General features: G+C 74.2%; 5 protein-coding genes. 4 read left to right on the top strand and 1 reads right to left on the bottom strand.

Going from position 1 to position 19,322, the window contains the following annotated elements:
* Positions 1–48: 48 nt before the first annotated feature.
* Positions 49–15,219 (top strand): hypothetical protein, encoded by a 15,171-nt coding sequence (locus tag GCL84_RS10550; RefSeq protein ID WP_156755234.1) that lies wholly within the window; start codon positions 49–51, stop codon positions 15,217–15,219.
* Between the two features lie 50 nt (positions 15,220–15,269).
* Positions 15,270–15,878, top strand: a complete 609-nt coding sequence (locus GCL84_RS10545) for a type VII secretion system-associated protein (RefSeq protein WP_156755233.1) — start codon at positions 15,270–15,272, stop codon at positions 15,876–15,878.
* 50 nt (positions 15,879–15,928) lie between these two features.
* On the opposite strand, the gene GCL84_RS10540 is transcribed toward GCL84_RS10545, so the two are convergent.
* Positions 15,929–16,915 (bottom strand): sensor histidine kinase, encoded by a 987-nt coding sequence (locus tag GCL84_RS10540; RefSeq protein ID WP_156755232.1) that lies wholly within the window; start codon positions 16,913–16,915, stop codon positions 15,929–15,931.
* Between the two features lie 432 nt (positions 16,916–17,347).
* Here GCL84_RS10540 and GCL84_RS10535 point away from each other — a divergent pair, with 432 nt between their 5' ends.
* A complete protein-coding gene (locus GCL84_RS10535; protein ID WP_156755231.1) occupies positions 17,348–17,818 on the top strand; it encodes a hypothetical protein in 471 nt (156 codons plus the stop codon).
* An 84-nt stretch (positions 17,819–17,902) separates the two neighbouring features.
* Complete coding sequence (locus tag GCL84_RS10530) at positions 17,903–19,312, top strand: fibronectin type III domain-containing protein (RefSeq protein ID WP_156755230.1); 1,410 nt, start codon at positions 17,903–17,905, stop codon at positions 19,310–19,312.
* Positions 19,313–19,322: the final 10 nt, after the last annotated feature.

The raw sequence follows: 19,322 nt of genomic DNA, 5'->3' as shown, positions 1-19,322 counted from the left end.
GCTGTGCCGGTCCAGGGTCAGGGCGGTGCTGCTCCCGGTCAGGCGGCTGTGCCGGTCCAGGGCACCTCCGGCTCCACCACGGCAGCGCCCGCCCAGGGGCAGAACACCGCTGGCCCCAACCAGTCCACGGCACCGGCCCAGGGGCAGAACACCGCTCAGCCGACCACGGGTTCCCGCCCGAGCACGCCCACCCTGCCCAGCACGACATCCGGCGGCCCGGCCCCGGCGGTTCCGCAGGCGAACCCGGGTACCACGTCCTCGGGCCCCGCCCCGACCCAGCAGCCGAACACCACCGCGAGCCCGACCCGCGCCGACGCCCCCCAGGACAACGCCCCCAAGCCCCAGACCGCCACGGCCGGGCAACCGCAGTCCCCGACCCAGCAGACCAACCCCGACTCGCCCCCCGCCCGGGCCAAGGACAGCACGCCGCCCCCGACCCCCCTCACCGATCGCCCCGCTGGCACCCCCCTGCCCAACTCGACCCCCCTGCCCAGCGGTCCGGCCCAGTCCGGTCCGGCGCCCACCCAGCCCCAGCAGGCCACCCCCGAGCAGCAGCCGAGGCCCGCCGCCTCCGGCCAGCCCACTGCCGCCCGCCCGGTGGTGCCCGAGATCCCCACCCCCCAATCCCCGAGCCGCACCCCCGGCGCCGAGCCCGCCGCCCAGCAGCAAACCCCCCGCCCCGAGTCCACTCCGACCCGCCCCGACACGCAGGCCCGCCCGGAGTCCACCCCGCCCCGCACCGAGTCCCCCGCCCGCCCGGAAAGCCAGACCCGTCCCGAGACCCCCTCCCGCGCCGACGCCACCGCCCGCTCTGCTCCAGCCACGAACCAGCCCGCTGCCACCACCTCCACGGTCCCCACCGCCAAGCCCGAGGTCCCTGTCACCAAGACAGAAACCCCTGTCGTCAAGCCCGAGGTCTCCGCTACCAGGGCCGAAACCCCCGTTGTGAAGTCTGATGTGCCTGTTGCCAAGGCTGAGGCTCTTGCTGCCAAGTCCGGCACCTCTGCTGTCAGGCCCGAAGCCCTGGTCGCCAAGCCCGAGGTCCCTGTCACCAAGACAGAAACCCCCGTCGTCAAGCCCGAGGTCCCTGCCACCAAAACAGAAACCCCTGCTGCCAAGCCCGAAGCCCCCGTTACCAAGGCCGAAACCCCCGCTGCCAAGCCCGGAACCCCCGCGGTCAAGACCGAAACCAAGCCCGACACCCCCACCGCCGAGCAGCGCCCCACCCCGCCCAAGCCCCACGAGCAGCCCAGCACCACCCGCCCCGCCCCGCAGCGGTCCAACACCGACCCCACCGCGCTCACCCCCGACCAGGAAGCCGTCGCCGCCCTCGCGGTGGCGGCCCACGCGGTCGACGGGACCACCCCGTCCACCACCAGCCGCCCCGGCAACACGCCGAGCACGGGCTTCGTCTCGCCCAAGGACTGGAACGGACGCCGCGACTCCGCGCGGCCGACGCGGTTGAGCGAGGAGGAGTTCGCGCCGCCCAGGAACGGGGAGCGGGCGGGGACCGTCACGCAGACCCGCTACGACGTGCGGCGGTTCGAGGTCGCCGACGGCAAGTGGGTGCGGGAGTTCACGATCCCGCTCGAGCTGCACTCGAAGGCCGGGGGCGTCGACGGGGCGGGCAGGCTGGCGCTGGTCGAGCAGGTGCAGCGGCTGTTGGACGAGAACGTGAACCAGCGGTCGCGCTTCCCCAACGGGGACCAGGCGCACTTCACGATCGCGGCGGGCATCCGCAACGGCGCCGAGCCCGGCTGGGAGGCCGACCCGAGCCGCGCGGTGCCGGTGGAGGTGTTCGACTCGGGCAAGGGCGACCAGCGGGCGACCACCCAGTTGGCGTGGGACGTGCGGGCCGGGGCCGAGGGCCTGCTGCCCCAGGTCCTCCGGTTCGCCGGGCTCGGCGAGGACCACGCCGTCCAGGCGGGACTGCCCGCCGAGGGGATCGCCAGGATCGACGAGGTGTCCAAGAACGCGGGCACGGTGCTCGACCACGCGCTCACCGACCCGGCCACCCCGCCGCCGGTCCCGCCCCGCCCCGCGCCGCGGCCGGACCTGGTCAGCCAGGGCCCGCTCGCCGAGCCGCCGACCCCGCCCACCCCGGACCCGTCGAACGGCGGCCGGTCGCGCGGCGGAGTCCCGAGGCTGCCCGAGATCCGGGAGGACATCGAGCTCAAAGACCTCGCCAAGCCCGAGGGCAGCCCCAACCCGGGCAACGACAAGAAGTCGATCTGGCAGGCCGTGCGCGACAAGCTCCCCAAGTACCTCCGGGACAACCTCGGCGCGGGTCCCACCAAGCAGATCGACAAGGTCACCTTCCCCGGACCCGACTTCGCCGCCGCCATCACCGCCCAGCACCCCGAGCTGGCCGGCCACCCCGAGATCGCCAAGATCCAGAAGGAGTTGGTCGAGGGCAACGTGCTGGCGCTGATCGGCGACGGCACGCCCAGGACCATCTGGGTCAAGGGCAAGCCCAGGGAGCTCACCCTCAAGTCGATCTTCGACTGGGACAACCTCCAGGTCGTCGAGAAGCCGGACGCCAAGAAGGACGGGGAGCTGGGCAAGGCCAAGGCCAGCACCAAGGTCGAGGCCAAGCGCGAGCAGTCGTCCACCAGCAGCCGCGACGGCGTGGTGCGGGCGCAGGCGACGGTGACCGCGGTCCCGCCGCTCGTCGTGGTGGCCAGCGTCGACGCTCCCGGGGCGCCCACCCTGGCCCAGGAGCACAAGGCAGGCGTCAAGACGTCCAAGACCAGCGCCGTCGAGGTCAAGTCGCTCAAGGACGTCGAGGTCCCGGTCAAGATCGCGTTCACGCTCACCGACGCCAAGAACCCCGCGGTGACCCGGGCGGGCTCGGTGGACGGCAGCGTCAAGCTGAGCGTGCCGACCACGCTCAAGCCCGACGCCGTCGGCGACACCACGCTGCCCGCCACCAGCAAGCTGCCCCGGCGCTTCGCCGTCGAGGAGGCGCACATCGACACCCACGGGCACCCGGGGTTCTTCGAGCAGGCCAAGCCGCACTTCGCCGACCACCTGATGCGGGTGGGCGCGAGCGGGCGCAAGGCGCTGCAGGAGCTGGTGTCGGTCCCCACCCTGATCGAGAAGGTCATCCCCAGGGCGGGCAAGGACGACGGCTGGGTGCGCGCCGACGAGGTCCTGCACAAGGGCAAGGCGGGCAGGTGGTTCGACTTCGGCACCGACCAGGTCGAGGTCCGCGCGGTCGCCAAGTGGGTGCAGGTGATCGAGACGCTGGCCGATGCCAAGCACACCGACACCGACGCCATCACCTTCGAGTCCTCGGACAAGGCGGGCGCCAGCCGCGGCGGCGCGTTCACCCTGCACGTGGGCGTCGGGACCGACACCGGGCCCGGCTACGTCTCCTCCGGACCGGCGATCGCGGTCGGGGTGGTCAAGGAGAAGGCCCAGCAGGTCACCAGGGACACCATCGCGAAGGACACGCTGGCCACCACCGGCGGCGTCGTGCGCTACCGGGCGGTCTACGGCCTGGAGATGCGCAAGATCGGCGGCGCGGCCGTGCCCCTGCTGGGCGAGGTCGAGACCGTGCAGCTCACCCGCGCCGACCGCGCCGAGCACGCGGGGATGACCGGGAACCCGACGCCCGCCCCCGCGCGGCGGACCCTGTACGGGCCCGCGCACATGGAATCCCTCATCTCCCTGGGCGGGGCCAGGATCAGCGACTACCTCGACAGCGGCAAGCTCCGCCAGACCATCGCCGACCTGCTGGTGAAGACCCCCGGCCACCAGTGGTGGCACGCCAGCTCGCGCACGTTCGTCGCGCCGTTCGACTCGCCGCACCTGGCCAAGTGGAGCACCTTCCAGAGCGAGATCACCGACCTGCTCTCCCGTGGCGACAACCTGGCCCAGGCGCTGTCCGAGGAGCACCTCGCGCTGCTGGTCGACACGATGCTCTCGCCGTCCGGGCTGACCGTCGACCTGGCCAGGAAGGGCGCCTTCCGCGAGTACCACGCGGTGGTCACCCTCAAGGCCAAGCTCAGCGACCTCGTCGACGTCCCCGCCCAGACGGTCAAGGACGCCGAGAGCGGCAGCACCGCGAAGAACAAGGGCGGCGTGGTCTTCGGCGCGGGCGCGAAGACCTCCGGCGGCTTCGGCGGCCAGACCCGGGTCCAGGCCAAGGCGGGCCCGGCGTCGGCCACCTACATCAACGAGCTCAAGTACACCCAGGAGCGGACCCGGTCGAGCACCCTGGAATCGGGGAGCAAGTCGTCGGTCGTGCGCAAGGACGGCGACAGCCTCACCGAGGACGGCGACCTGGGCAAGCGGACGTTCCACAAGTTCCGCACCGACCTGGAGATCACCCACGAGGTCCGGTCGTACAACCGGCTCAACGAGCGCACCCGCGGCGTCACCCCCAGCTTCACCCCGGGGCGCACCGTGCCCGAGCTCATCGAGGTCGGCGCGATCACCAAGCCCGCCCCGGTCGCGGGCGCCACCCCGGCCGCGGCGGGCGCCACCCCGGCCGCCCCGGCCAAGCACGTCGTCGAGCTCGAGCTGCTGGTGCCGGACTCCCTGGTCAGCACGACCAGGCCCGACCCCGTCACCGTCGAGGTGCGCGACCACAACCAGACCGACAGCCCCGCCCCCGTCGACCGGCTCACCGCGGGGCCGCGCGCGCTCGACAACATCGAGCTGGTGACGGTGCTCGGCAGCGAGCACGTCGTCAAGTCCATCAAGGACTCGCTGCTGCGGGCCACCGACAACGACCCGGCCATCACCTTCCCGGACGCGATCAACACCGCGGCCTACGACGCCAAGCTCGGCCCGGACGCGCTCAAGCGCAACCCCACCCTGTTCAGCGAGGTGACCAAGGTCGAGGGCATCCACTGGGGCCGCCGGGTCGCCGACCTCGACGCCCGCGCGGGCGTCGTGTTCACCCCGACCAACGCCAGGCCGCTGGACGCCGCCGAGTTCAAGACGATCCAGGACCGCATCGGCGACCGGGCGGGCTTCGCCTCCGGCAAGGGCACCGCGCACTCGGTCGGGATGACCAACACCGGCTTCTTCGGCGTGCCGAGCCCCAAGGGCGACGTCGTCAAGGCGCTGGGCATGTTCCTGGCCGACATCGCCCCGGGCGGGTTCCGCTGGGGCCGCAACGCGGCCGGGCAGATCACCAGCGTCGAGCGCACCGCCTACGAGCACGGCGTGCCGGTCAGGCAGCGCCTTGTCCTGGCCGACCTGGGCGTCGAGGTCGTGGGTGAGGCGCTGTACAAGGGCAACCTGAACAAGCTCAAGCGGCCCAGCGCGGAGAACATCACGCGCGAGGGCGAGAGCTTCGACCTGACGAGGTCGGCGCTGATGTGGGCCACTGACGAGCAGATCGCCGTCATGAACGGTCATCCCGCGCCCGCGCCCCGCCCGTTCTCCACCGTCGAGGGCCAGACCCTGCCGCCGCCCGCCTCGCTCGTGCGGTCCGGCAAGCCCTCGATCGGCATCGGCCGGGTCACCAACACCATCGACCTGCGCTCGATGGTCGACGACGTGCGCCAGTCGCTCAAGGCGTGGGAGGCGACGCACAAGAAGGACAAGGGCCTCGCCGACCGGCTGCTGCCGGAGTCGTCGCTGGGGGCCGACCACGACAACGTCGGCGCGCTCACCGAGTACCTCGCCAACGCCCACCGGTCGGTCAACAACTCCTTCCAGGGCGGCAACCCCCTCCCGCTGCGCCTCGAGGACCGGCTCTCCGGCAAGACCTACTACGCCTCCCTCAACGCCGGGTTCCACACCGCGCCCGCCTTCGCCGGGATCGACCACGCCAGCCAGGTGACCTCGGCGGACAAGGCCACCAGCAAGAGCACCGCCGACCGCTCCCACGGCGCCACCGCCCTCGCCGCGGGCGCCGCCGCCCGCCCCGGCCTGCGCGCCGCCGAGGCGACGACCGCGCAGGACGCGACCAAGACCACCGGCCACGGCAACACGCAGGGCACCGTCACCGCGGGCGTCGACGGCGCGGTCGAGCTGGGCAAGTACGACCACAAGACCACCACCGAGACCCAGGTCGACCACAAGCAGTCGGCCACCGCCTCCGGGCCGATGGCCGCCTTCGAGTCCAAACTGGCGTTCGACCTGACCATCCAGCGCGAGTTCACCGTCGACGCCAACGGCAAGGAGTCGGCAGGCGCGGTCGTCGCCCAGGCGTTCAGCGGCCCGGTGGACGCCACCGTCGTCAAGCTCCCCGAGGAGTCCCTGCCCGCCCCCACCCGCTCGACCTACGGCGAGGCCGACGCGCCCACCACGGTGGGCAAGGAGGGGCGGACCCCGGCGGGCCTGGAGACCTGGCGCGGCAAGGGCGCGGCGGGCCTGCCCCCCGAGGGCACCTTCCACGTCGAGCACTTCCTCGGCGAGCTCGCCGACCTGCGGGCGGCCGCGCAGAAGGCCATCGAGCTCTCCGGGGTCGAGGTCGACTCCGCCACGGTCGCCGCGCTGCGCGACGGGCTGACCGTCGCCGCGCTCAAGGCGGGCCTGCCCGCGATGGAGCGCGGTGTGTTCGTGCTGCCGCTGCCGCCGCACCTGGGCCGCGACCTCGAGGTGCACGTCCGCTTCCCCGAGCCCGGCAGGCTCGCCTCGGCCAGCGCGAGCGTCGAGGTCAAGGACTCGACGAAGTCCGCCACCAAGGTCAAGGACGAGGTCAAGTTCGGCAACGAGTACAAGTCCGGCGGCACCGCCACCGCCAACGCGGGCTCGGCCCACCCGGCGGGCAACGACAAGGTGGGCCAGCGCGGCGACTTCAACTCGGTGATCGGCGGATCGCGCAAGCGCCTGCCCTTCGCCGCCAAGTCCGACGTCGGCGCCATCGAGACCAGCGAGCGCACCGGTTCGGTCACCACCCCCCACTCGCCGGACGCGGTCAAGCCCGCCGAGAGCATCACCCGCGCCGACCTGCGCACCGCCGAGTTCCGCTTCGTCTCCCGGGGCAAGGACCGCCACCTGTGGCAGCACTCCGGCGGCACCTACCTGCCCGTCCACGACGCCTTCGTCATCCGCGGCAACGACAGCACCCTGCCCCAGCCGCTGGTCGACGCCGTGAAGGACCTCAAGGCCAAGGGCGAGGAGTGGAACAAGGCGGTCGTCAAGCTCGAGGGCATGCCGCACACGCTCGACGCGGACGCGTTCGGCACCGAGCGCCTGGAGGCCACCGCCCAGCGCGACCTGGCCGCCGCCGAGTGGTGGAAGTCCCACGCCGCCTACGAGACCGCTCTGGCCGACGCCCGCCTCGCGAACCCGCCCCGCCCCACCGCCCCGCCGGTGCCCGAGCAGGCCCCGCGAACGCCCGCCGAGTCGAGCAACACCACGCAGCCCACCCCGGAACCGACGAAGACCACGCGGCAGAGCGACACCGCGCGTGCGGACGGCGCCGCCCCTCAGCAGGACCGTGCTGTTCCTGTCGCGCAGGGTCCGGATGGTGAGGTGGCGCGGGGCGAGCAGTCCGCGCCGGGGTCGCCGAAGGTCGTCGAGGATGGCGCCGCCCCCCAGCAGAACCGTGCTGTCCCTGTCGCGCAGGGTCTGGATGGTGAGGTGGTGCGGGGCGAGCAGTCCGCGCCGGAGTTGCCGAAGGTCGTCGTGGATGGCGCCACTTCTCAGCAGGACCGTGCTGTCCCTGTCGCGCAGGGCCCGGATGGTGAAGCGGTGCGGAGCAAGCAGTCCGCGCCGGAGTTGCCGAAGGTTATCGAGGATGGCGCCACCCCCCAGCAGAACCGCGCCGTCTCCGCGGAGCAGAGCCCGGATGGTGAGGCGGCGCGGGGCAAGCAGCTCGCCCCCGAGGTGGATGCCGCGAAACGGCCTCTCGAGAGCGTGACCCTGGGCGACGAGGACGGCGCCCCCGGGCGGTCCGACGCCGACCTGGCGGACAACTCGCGGCGGCTGTCCGAGCTGTCCGCGTTCGACCGGAGCTGGGTCGACGCGCGGGTCGAGTACCTGCGGCAGGCCGAGGAGTTCGAGGCCAGGCTGGCCGAGCACGTCATGGGGCGCGCGGACGTCCAGGCGGAGTTCGGGCGGTTCGCGGCGGAGGTGTGGAAGCGGCTGCCGCCGAGGTCCAAGGCGTTCGTCGGGGTGAACGAGCACGAACTCGCGGGCGGGGTGGGCAAGGGCTACGGCGAGAACTACGCCGTGGTGTCCCAGGGCAACCTGCGGGAGCGGGCCACGCTCCTGTGGTCCATCGCCCGGGAGGACTTCCTGGAGCGGTCGCTGTCGCTCAAGGAGCTGCACAGCCGCCACCCCGAGGTGCTGGCGGAGCGGCCGCAGCGGCGCGCGACCGACCTCGGCGAGCAGATCGGCAGGATCAAGGCGAACCAGGACCTGAGCTGGGAGACGAGCAACCAGCTCATCGCCGAGGCGTCCCGGGGGCACCGGGCCCTGGACCCCGACGCGGTCAACCCGCCGCTGAGCGCGCGGGAGCGGGCCTTCTCCGTGCGCGACGGCGAACTGCGGTGGCTGCCCGCCGAGCTGCTCATGGACATGAAGTTCTACCTCCCGCCGAAGGCCGACGGCGCCGCGGGCCCGTCGACCACGCCGGACAGCCTGCACCAGGGGGCCGAGCACACCGGCGGCCTGGTCAGCACCGGCACCTCGGGCTCGACCTACCTGCTGCTCACGATGGCGCGGATGCTCAACGAGGCGCACGGGGCCAAGCTCGACCTCCCGCTGCTGCGGGCGGGCCTGTTCGGGTTCATGCACACCACCCACCAGCACACCTACCACGAGGTCATGCGCGCCGCCGCCCTCGTCGACCCGGCGCTGGTCTACGACGACAACTTCGGCCGCTACCACCGCTTCGGCCCGGTCTCCGAGCAGGTGCTGCGCGACAAGGTCGCCGTCGACGGCCGGTTCCCCGACGAGCACGCGCTCGACCAGGTCGACTGGGACGCCGCCCGCACCGCGGCGCCGCACGTGGAGCAGCCCGCCCGGCACTCCGACCCGTTCGACCTCGAAGACCTCGTCCGCGACCTGGACCGGGCCGCCGCCGAGAACAAGGCGGCCACGCGGCGCGTCCGCTTCGACGAGACGGTCGAGGTGCACCAGATCCCCCGGGACCAGCCCCGCGTGCACGCGGTCCCACCCCCCATGCGCATGCGCCGCTCCCCGGAGCCGGTCATGCCGGAGCACTTCGAGTTCGTCCCGGACGGCCGCGAGGCCGAGGCCCGGACGCCCAGCCCCGCCCCGGCGTCCCCGGTGTCGGAGTCCGGTTTCGAGTTCCCGACGCGCATCGACCCGGCCGAGCACTTCGCGCTCTACGAGGAGGCGATGGGCCTGCGGCCCGCGCCCACCCCCGTGCCCGCCCGGATCACCATTCCCTTCGAGACCAGGCAGCACGACCTCGGCGCCACCACCGCCGACCACGCGCTGTCCAGGCAGCAGGTCGAGAGCAGGCGGCAGGTCCAGGCGCTGGCCTACGGCCTGTTCCAGGACATGATGCAGCGCGGGCCGGACGAGCCGCCGCCCGCGATCACCGTCGTCGGCTACGGCAACGCCCGCCTCGGCGGCCGGGCGACCGGCCTGGACCGCGCCCAGGCCGTCGCCGACCTGCTCATGCACCACCTCGACAGCGAGCGCAGCCGCTACGAGCTGGGCGGCCGCGACCAGTCCACGCTGCCGCGCGTGTCCGACGTCCGGCCGACGGTCGTCGCGGGCTCGGACCGGAACAACCCGCGCACCGAGGGCCCGGACCTGCCGACCCGCAGGCGCGCGGTCGTCATCGACGTCGCGCCCGCGTCGGAGACCGTGGCGCTCGGCGGCCCGCGGCCCCCGGGCGGCTGGCGCCCCGGAGACGGTGGCCACACCAGCGTCGAGATGGCCATCCAGGACGCGCCCACCACCTCGCACGCCCCCGGGACCGCGCAGAACCCCCTCCCGCTGTCGTCGCTGCTCGCCCCCGGGCACGTCGACCTCGACGACGTGGTGTTCACCCCGCTGAAGGACTCCTCGGGCGAGGTCGTCGGCGTCGCCTTCCCGCGCACCGCCAAGGAGGCCGCGAGCCTGGAGACCGCGTTCCAGCGCGGTGTCGGCGACGACGGCGCCTACTCGGTGGCCATGCACCACTCCGACCGGGGTTTCGCCGTGCAGCGCAAGTCCGACGGCAAGGAGGTCCGGATCGATGAGGCGGGTGTGCTGCGCCTGCTCCGCGGCACCGCGCTGCCCGGCGGGCAGAGCTGGCGGCAGCACTCGGAGCTGGTGTTCCTGAGCTGCCGGGTGGCCGACCCCGCCCTGGGCAACCGGCTCGACGGGCTGGCGGGCCTGCTGGGCGACGAGGGCTACAACGGCGCCGTCCGCGGCCCGGACACCCCCGTCACCCTGCACCCCGACGGCACCAGGTCCTTCCCCGACCACGGCGGGATGCGGACCGCGCAGCGCGGCGGCGTGGAGCTGGGCGACCAACCCGCGGTTCCCGCGCCCACCCTCACCTCCGCCTACCGCGCTGAGACCGCGGGCGGCCCGCTGTTCGAGTCCGTCCCGTCCCTGCTGCCTGAGAGCGCCCGGACCGACGGCGGCTTCCCGGCCTTCGGGCGGGTGTCCGAGGGCCCGATCAGCCACGACCGGCCCGAGCTGCGCGTCTCGGGCGACACGACGCTGGCCATCAACGGCACGCGGTCGGTCAACGGCGCCCACGAGACCATCCAGGCGCGCGAGTTCTTCGCCACCCCCGAGGTGCTCAAGAGCGCGCAGGAGGTCCTGCGGCGCCTGGGCAGCGAGGTCGACCTGGTGTCGCAGGACGCCCACGTGGTCGTCGACGCCACTGGCGCGAAGCAGACCCTGCACCGGGTCGTCCCGCGGATGTTCGACTCCATCGACGTCTGCCGGGACTTCGCCACCCGGGTCCTCGGCGCGGAGGTCGACGCGCTGCTGTTCCAGGACCAGGACGGCGGCGCCATCCCGGCCAGGGTCAACGCCTCCGACGGCATGGAGGTCACCGGCGCCTACCACCTGGCGGGCGCCATGGCCAAGGCCGTCGACGACAACCAGGCGGATCGGACAGGCGCCCAGTGGGCCGCCGCCGCCGTGGGACGCGACGGGCGCCGCACCGGCGGCCCCGGCGGACCCCGGCCGGGCGAGGCCTACGGGTCCGCGCTCAACCACGCCGAGGCCAACCAGCGACGGCGGTCGCGGATGGACGAGGTCGCCGAGCGCACCGGCGTCAACCAGTTCGCCTGGGCCAAGCCCGGTCAGGCCTACGTCCGACTGTCCGTCCCGGTCGAGGGCGTCGACGGGGCCCGCGACTACAGCGTCAACCACGCCCGCGACGGCGGTGTCCTCGACCCGTCCGGCTACCACTTCGCCACCGTGATCGCCGAGAGCGCCGACGGCCGCTCCCAGATCACCCTGGAGAACTACGCCAGGCAGGGGGAGAACACGCAGGCGGTGCGCAAGGCGATCGAGGGCAACCTTGAGGCGCACGCGGGCCAGTTCGCCCGGATCGTCACCGAGCTGGAGACCGCCACCGCGGCCGCGGCGGCGGCGGGCACGCCGCCGCCCGCCGGGACCGCCCGCCGGCTGGAGCTGGCCCGGGCGCTCAAGGACCTCGAGTCGAGCTGGTCGAAGTCGCCCGCCACCACCTTCGACGCCATCACCAAGACCCCGGCCTACACCCGCGCAGCGGACGTCATGGCCGCCGAGCTGAACCCGATCAAGCTGCCCGAGAAGTGGCACTTCAAGATGTACACCAAGGCCCCGGGCGAGTCGTTCTTCGAGCAGCAGGCGGTGCTCTACAGCGACGAGTCCCCCGGCCCGGCCAACCCGCTCGTGGTCGACGGCGTGGGCGGGGTGACCTCGACCCCGCGGACCAGGGTCCGCTTCGAGGCGGGCAGCACCACGCTGACGGAGGTGGAGCGGCTCTCGCTCAACAGCATCGTCCGGGGCGTGGCCCGCAGCGCCGTCCTGCGCCACGACCTGGGGCTGCCGCTGCCCGCCATCGACGTGTCCGGCCTGGCCCCGCGCTCGGCGCTCGGCCTGCCGTCCTCGGCCGCCGAGACCGCCCACGCCCGCGCCGCCCACGTCCGCGACCTGCTGCGCACCGAGCTGCAAGCCCACCTGGAGCACCTGCAGGGCGACCGGCCGACCGTGCGCGCGGCGGACATCACGATCAAGACGACCGGCGACCCCGCCCCCGCCAAGCTCGGCGAGGACGCCCACCGCACCACCATCGAGGTGCGGCAGACCGACCCGCGCGACACCCCGCAGTTCCACACCGCCGTCGCCTACGGCAACGCCACCCGCGGCCTGACCCACCTGGCCGAGCCGATGGCCGACGTGCGGGCCAAGGCCGCCGAGTTCGCCGAGCTGTCCAGGGGCAGCGAGCTGCGCCACCACGACCTGCCCGCCGGGACCCGCGACCAGTTGGCCGTCATCGACCGCGCGCTCGCCGGGATGACCGACCAGGCCGCCGGGGCCCGGGTGCGCGGCCTGGTCACCGACGCGCTGCTCGCCGCCTCGCTGGTCCCGACCCGCGAGCTGGCCGTGGCAGGCCACCCGGGATCGGCCGTCTCCGTCCGGGCCGTGCAGCCGGTCACCCCCGCGCGGCTCACCCAGTTGCTCGACGACCTCGGCGAGCACCTCGGACGGGGCGTCGACCCCTTCACCGCGCGCACGTCCGTGGCCCGCGACCTGTCCGTCCCGCCCGCCGCGCCGCTGCCGGTCCGGCTCGCCGCGCTCGGCCAGGTCAACATCAACCCCGACGTCCGGGCCGCGCTGGCCGCGCAGCCGCTGTCCACCGCGCTGCGGGACAACCCCGCGGCGCTCGCCGAGTCGCTGTTCGCCGCGACCGGGCACGACGAGCAGGTCTTCCTCAACACCTGCGTGGCCTCGGTGGTCAACACCGGCGTGCGCGGCCGGGTCCCGACCCTCGCGGGCCTGCTGCACGTGGGCCGGGCGATCGCCGACGGCGCCGAGCGCAGCGTGAACCGGGCCACCCCCGAGGCCAGGACCCGGGCCGACCGGATCGGCCGGAGCCAGGAAGGACTGGTCCGCGACCGGGTGGCCGAGGCGCGCGCGGCGTTCGACACCATCGAGGCGCGCGCGCTCGACCTCGCCACCCGCGACCAAACCGGCTCCAACGACCGCAGGCAGTGGCTCGAGCTGACCGACCAGTGGTCGCGCACGACCCAGAAGCTGGCCCCCGCGGACCTCACCGTCGAGACGGTGCCGGTGCTCACCCGCAAGTTCGTGCCGGGGAACTGGCTGCTGAGCGCGTCGGTGGCCCTGCCGCTGGCCCTCGACCGCGGTTCGCGCCGGTTCCAGGGGATCGACGGCCGGGTCTACGTGAACAAGATCCAGGGCCAGCTCGCCATGGAGCCCGACGGCTCGCTGTTCGGCCACGACGTGGAGGCCGCGTCGGTGCCCCTCACCCCCGAGCTGGGCGCCCCCGGGGACCGGGACGCGTTCTGGCAGCGGCTCTCGCGGAGCGCGGGCACCGTGGCGACCACCCCCGGCCACGCGGTGCACGTCCAGGCCACCCGGGCCGCGGGTGCGCAGGTGTTCGTGCTCAACGACCCGAAGAACGCCAACCCCGCGATGCTGACCCCCGACGAGTTCGCCACCTGGGCGCGGGAGAGCGAGGCGCACGCCCCGGCGGCGCTGTTCCCGGGAGGGGGCACGCACTCGGCCGTCACCCTGGGCGACGCGACCCCGGACAGCGGTGTCACGCCGGACCGCGAGGCGACCCCGGACCGCGAGGCGATTGCGGACCGCGAGGCGATTGCGGACCGCGAGGCGATTCCGGACCGCGACGTGACCCCGAACCGCGAGGCGGCCCCGGACGGCGACGCCCGCGACGACGGCGTCGACGCGGTGTTCCCGGCCGTGATCGACCTGTGGACCGCCGCGGACGACGCGGGCGCCCCGGAGTCGGGCGTGTTCGCTCCCCCCGCCCCGCGGGCGCCGCAACCGCACCTGGCGGGCCAGGAGCACGCGAACCTCACGGCGGCCGAGGGCGCTGAGCTGCTCAACCGGATCGACCTCACCAAGCCCGACCCCACCCACGACGACCTGACCAAGCCCGCCCTGGCGGCGGGACCGGACAACGCCGTCGAGCGGTCGTCGGCGGGCGAGCGCCGCTACACCTGGGCGGGCGACCACCGGCTGCCGCCGCTGCCCGAGCTGCTGGAACTGCCGCGCCTGGTGCACTCGGTGTGGTTGGGCGGTGCGGTGCGCGCGGCGGGGGCGCTGCCGCACCTGCGCGACAACCTCGTGCACACGGCCCAGACCGCGGGCGAGCGGTGGAAGGCGGTGCTCTGGACCGACGTGTCCCGCGCCGACATCGCCAACGCCCTGCGGCGGCTCGGGCGCTGGCCCGTGCTGACCCAGGTCCGCCACGACGACAGCGGCGAGGACGAGCGGTTCGACCTGGACCACCTGACCGCCGTCGCCGACCTGTACGAGCTGGCCGAGGGCGCGGGGATCGCCCTGGTCGACGTCAACGAGGTCTTCCACGACGAGGCGCCGATGACGCGGCACGACCGCTTCGCCTCCGAGCTGCAGCGGCGCACCCGGCACGGCCGCGACGCGGCCGCGGCCATCGCCGCCAACGAGATCCTGTCCCGCTTCGGCGGCGTCCACGCCGACCCCCGGCTGCGGGCGGACGACCTGGGCCCGGCGGCGGAGGTGGTGCGCAGCCCGGCGGGCTGGGCGGGCGGCAGCGGCCTGATGGCCGTGCCGAAGGGCCACCCGGTCGCCGACCTGCACGGCGACGCCCTCGCGGGCGCGGGCCCCGCCCCGGCGGGCGGCCTGCCCGGCGACGAGGCGCTGCCCGACCTCGCCCGCCTCGCGGGCCTGCCCGGCCTCACCGGCTTCACCCCCGGCAACGCCGAGGACGTCGACGCCGAGGAGCCCACGGCGGAATCGCTCGCCGGGCTGCCGGTGGACGAGGCGGCCAAGTGGGTCATCGAAGCCCTGGTGCGGGACCTGCTCGACCGCGGCGGCGACCTGAACCTGCTCGCCGTCGCCGAGGCCGTCGAGGGCCACCCGCGTGCCGACGAGCTGTGGACGGTGGTCTTGGCCTTCCTCGCGACCCGCCCCGAGTTCGCGGGCCTGGTGCGGTCGGTGACCCTGGAGGGCGTCGACGAGAACGGCGCGCCCCGCCGGGTCGACCTGCCGCCCCGCGCCGCCGAGCTGATCGAGCCCGCGGGCGCCGACCCGGTCGACTCCCGCCCGGGGGAGCGCACCACGCCCGCCACCCTGAGCTGGCCCGACTGGCTGTGAACCCGGCCGCCCCCGGCGCCCGTGCTCGGAGGAGACGAGGGAGGACCCCGATGGACACCACGACCGAGGGCGCGCTGGGGAACTGGTTCCTGCTCATGGACCCGGCCTGGCGCCCGACCGCCGAGGACGACGAACCCCCACTGGAAGCGGTGGCGGGCGTGTGGTCGGTGGGCGAGGACGGCGCCCTGGGCCGCTTCCGCGCCAACCCCGACTACCGCCCGACCGACGAGAACTCGCCCTCGGACCCCCTCGACGCCGCCCTCCGCCTCCTCCTCCACTCCCGCGCCGAGACCCGGCACATCCAACTGGTCCTCCGCGAGACCCTCGTCGACCTGGCGGTGAACCCCGACGGCCGCCCCCTGGTCGCCGCGGCCCCCGACGGCGTGCCCTGCGTGGTCGTGGCCACCGGCCAACCCCACCGGGCCCGCCTCACCCCACCGGCCTGGCACCGCGTGGACCTCGACGAACTCGTCATCACCCTGCCCGACGACGTCGACGTCCTGTTCAACCCGGCGGGCCCCGCCCCGGTCCGCCTCACCGGCGACTTCATCCGGGAGACCCTCCTACTGGACGACGAGGAGATCGCCGCCGCGCACCCCGAGTCCCGTCCAGCCACGCCCCTCCGCGTCTTCCCCTGGGACACCTCCACCCCCCAGTAGCCACACGGCCCGCGAACCCGGCGGGCGCCTCGCCGGGGGCAGCGCGCGTTTCAGAGCGGCACGAACCCCGTCACCGTCGTCCCCGTCCCCGGCGCCGAGGTGACCCGCACCGATCCGCCCACCGCCGCCGCCCGCGTGTGCAGGTTGTGCAGCCCCGCGTCCGGCGGCAGCGCCGCCGGGTCGAACCCCGGCCCGTCATCGCGGACCTCGAACTCCAAGCCGCGCACCGAATCCCGCAGCCGCACCGAGATGGCCGCCCCCACCGCGTGCTTGTGGGCGTTGTTCACCGCCTCCATGCACACGAAGTACACCGCCGACTCCACCGCCGCCGGGTAGCGCCGCAGCTCCGCGTCCACGTCCAGGCCGACGTCGTCGTGGTCGCCCAGGTGCGCCGCCAGCGCCGCCGACAGCCCGTCGGAGACCAGGACCAGGGGCAGGATGCCCGACGCCGTGCGCAGCACCAGTTCCTCCGCCGCGCCGAGGCGGGACAGCAGGTCGTCCAAGCGGTCACGGGCCGCGGCGGGGCCCTTCGCGGTGAGGGTGTGCTCCAGCAGGCCGACCGCCATCCGCAAGGCGACCAGGTGGTGCTGCGCGCCGTCGTGGAGGTCTCGTTCCAGGCCTCGGCGTTCCCGGTCCATCTCGGCGGCCGCCCGCCAGCGGCCGTCGGCCAGTTCCCGGGCCGCCGCGTCGCCGACGCGGCGGAACTCGTCGGTCTCGGCGGCCAGGCGGGCGGTGGCCAGCACGGGGCCCAGGGCACGGGCCAGTCCGGGCAGGGGACCGGCCGACGCGGGGGTGATGGCCAGGGCGCCCTGGGCCTCGCCGCCGTGCGCGACGACGGTGCTCCACGGGTCCCGGTCCCCGCCTCGGCCGACCCGGCGGCCGCCGACGGTCAGCCAGCACCCGGTCAGCTCGGCGGCGCGGAGGACCACCTCGGCGATCCCGGCGAGATCGGGCCACGGGCCACCGGCGGTCGCCTGGGCGGCGAGGCAGTCCGCCACCGCCGCCACTGCCCGGCTGTCCCTCTCCCGCGCCCGCACCCCCCGACCGTACCCGGTGGGTCACCCTCAGCGATCGATGGGCGACCCTGTGGCGCGCGTGCGCCGCAGTGCGGACGAGCGGCTGCCCGGGACGCGGTCACCGGAGGCGCGTGGGACACCCCGCTCACCGCTCCCGGTAGCGCGTCGCGCCCCAGGGGCGACCGCGTGCTGTCCGCCCCGTCACCCGTTTCGCCGCACGGGCCGATGACGTCACATTCCTGGTCCATTTCCCCTTGGGCCAGGGGGAATCGGCCCCCTCAAACCGTCCGAAGACGACCCACTGTCCGTAGAGGACGACACCATCGGGTGAACAGAGCTGTGTGCGGTAACTGAACGGAGTCATCCCTCGATATCCCAACTGTGACGGGGTGCTCGTCATGACCGCGACGGGAACGGCGCAGTCCTGGTTGGACTCAGCAGGAGATTCCGAAGATGAGGTCGACGAAGAAGCGCGTTGTCGTGGTCGGTGCGGTCGCCGGGGTGCTGGTCCTGGGTGGGGGCCTGGCCTACGCCTACTGGAGCTCGACCGGCACCGGGTCCGGTTCCGCCACGACCGGGACCAGCGCCGCGTTCGTGGTCACGACCGCCGCGGCGACCGGTGGCCCGCTGAGCCCGGGCGGGCCGAGCCAGACCGTGCCGTTCACCGTGACCAACCCCGGGACCGGCGCGCAGAACCTGACCAGCGTGGTGGTCACGGTGGCCAACGCCGACGGCACGCCGTGGACGGCGGTGGCCGGGTGCTCGGCCGCCGACTACACCGTGGGCACGCCCGCCGTGGCCTACGGCGAGATCGCCCCGGGTGGCGACGTGGACGGCACGGTGACGGTCACGATGAACAACCTGCCCTCGAACCAGGACGGGTGCAAGGACGCCGTCGTCCCGCTGCGGGTCGTCGCCGGCTAAGGGATCTCGGCTCGTGGCCGCGACGGGTGGACCCCGTGCGGCCACGCGCCACGTCCCGCCCGGTCCAGGTCGAGAGGAACAAGCATGGGACGCCCTCACGTGTGGCGTGCGCGGCGGCTGCCCGTCTTGTTCGGCGTGCTCACCGGGCTGGTGGTGATGGCCCTCGTGGCGACGCCAGCGGTCGCCTTTTGGACGGCGACCGGCGCCGGCAGCGGCAGCGGCGTGACCACGACGCTCGCCGCGCCCACCGGTGTCACCGTCCCCCCGACCAGTTCGACCACGGTCGCGGTCTCCTGGACAGGCTCGACCGGCTCCCCCGCCCCGACCGGCTACTACGTCCTGCGCGACTCCAGCGCCCCCGCCTGCGCCAGCAGCCCGTCCGCCCTGATCACCGGCACGTCGTGCGACGACACCGGGGTGGCCGCCGGGACCCACACCTACCGGGTCGTCGCGGTCTACCGGTCGTGGACGGCGACCAGCGCGGCCAGCGGCCCGGTGGTGGTGTCGACCGCGAGCAAGCTGGCCTTCTCCGTGCAGCCGACCAACGCGACCGCCACGCTGGCGATCTCCCCGGCGCCCCAGGTCGTCGTGCAGGACGCGAGCGGCGCCGCGGCGCCGGGCGCGGGCCGGACGATCACGGTCGCGATCGGGGCGAACCCCGCGGGCGGCACGCTGTCCGGGACGGTGAGCGCGACGACCAACGCCAGTGGGGTCGCCACGTTCCCCGGCCTGTCGGTCAACCGGGCCGGGGCCGGGTACACCTTGACCGCCGCCAGCACCGGGCTGACGTCGGCGACCAGCTCCCCGTTCGCCATCACGGCCGGGGCCGCGTCGAGGCTGGTGTTCACCGCCTCGCCCGCCACGTCGTTCGCCGGGCGCGCCTTCCACACCCAGCCCGTCGTCGCGATCCAGGACGCGGGCGGCAACGTCGTCACCAGCTCGACCGCCACCGTGTCGGTCGCCCTGACCACCCCCGGCGGCGCGACGCTCACCTGCACCGCCAAGGCCGCCGTCGCGGGCGTGGCGACCTTCACCGGGTGCCTCGTCAGCGCGGTCGGCACCCACACCCTGACCGCGACCTCGGGCGCGCTGACCCCGGCCGTGAGCACGCCGTTCCAGGTGATCGCCGCGCCGACAGCGCTGAACTGGGTGGACCACACGACCTCGGGGTGCGCGGGTCCGACCGGCACACCCGCCGCGCTGACCTACACCTACTGCTTCTCCCTCCTGGGCAACGGCACGGTCACATCGAAGGTCCAGTTGGTCGACGGCGCGGGGAACGCGGTGGTCAACGTCGGTCAGGCCATCACCATCACGCTGTCCACGACGACCGGCGGCACGACCCCGACAACGCTGACGATCCCGCACGGCGCGTCGGTCTCCACCGGGTCCACGACGTTCACCCCCGCGTACCTGCTCAACCCCGGTTCCACCGTGACGGCGGCGTCCTCCGGGTTCGCGTCCGCCACGGCCACCCTCCGGTCCTTCTCGTGAGGCGCGCGCA

The sequence above is a fragment of the Actinokineospora pegani genome (genome assembly GCF_009745975.1).
Lineage (GTDB): Bacteria > Actinomycetota > Actinomycetes > Mycobacteriales > Pseudonocardiaceae > Actinokineospora > Actinokineospora pegani.
Note: the sequence above shows the minus strand (reverse complement) of the source record. Positions and strands in the feature narration are given on the sequence as shown.

What these genes read in the sequence shown, in the direction of transcription:
- GCL84_RS10545 (WP_156755233.1), top strand. Translation starts at nt 15,270, where the DNA reads ATGGACACCACGACCGAGGGCGCGCTGGGGAACTGGTTCCTGCTCATG.
- GCL84_RS10535 (WP_156755231.1), top strand. Translation starts at nt 17,348, where the DNA reads ATGAGGTCGACGAAGAAGCGCGTTGTCGTGGTCGGTGCGGTCGCCGGG.
- GCL84_RS10530 (WP_156755230.1), top strand. Translation starts at nt 17,903, where the DNA reads ATGGGACGCCCTCACGTGTGGCGTGCGCGGCGGCTGCCCGTCTTGTTC.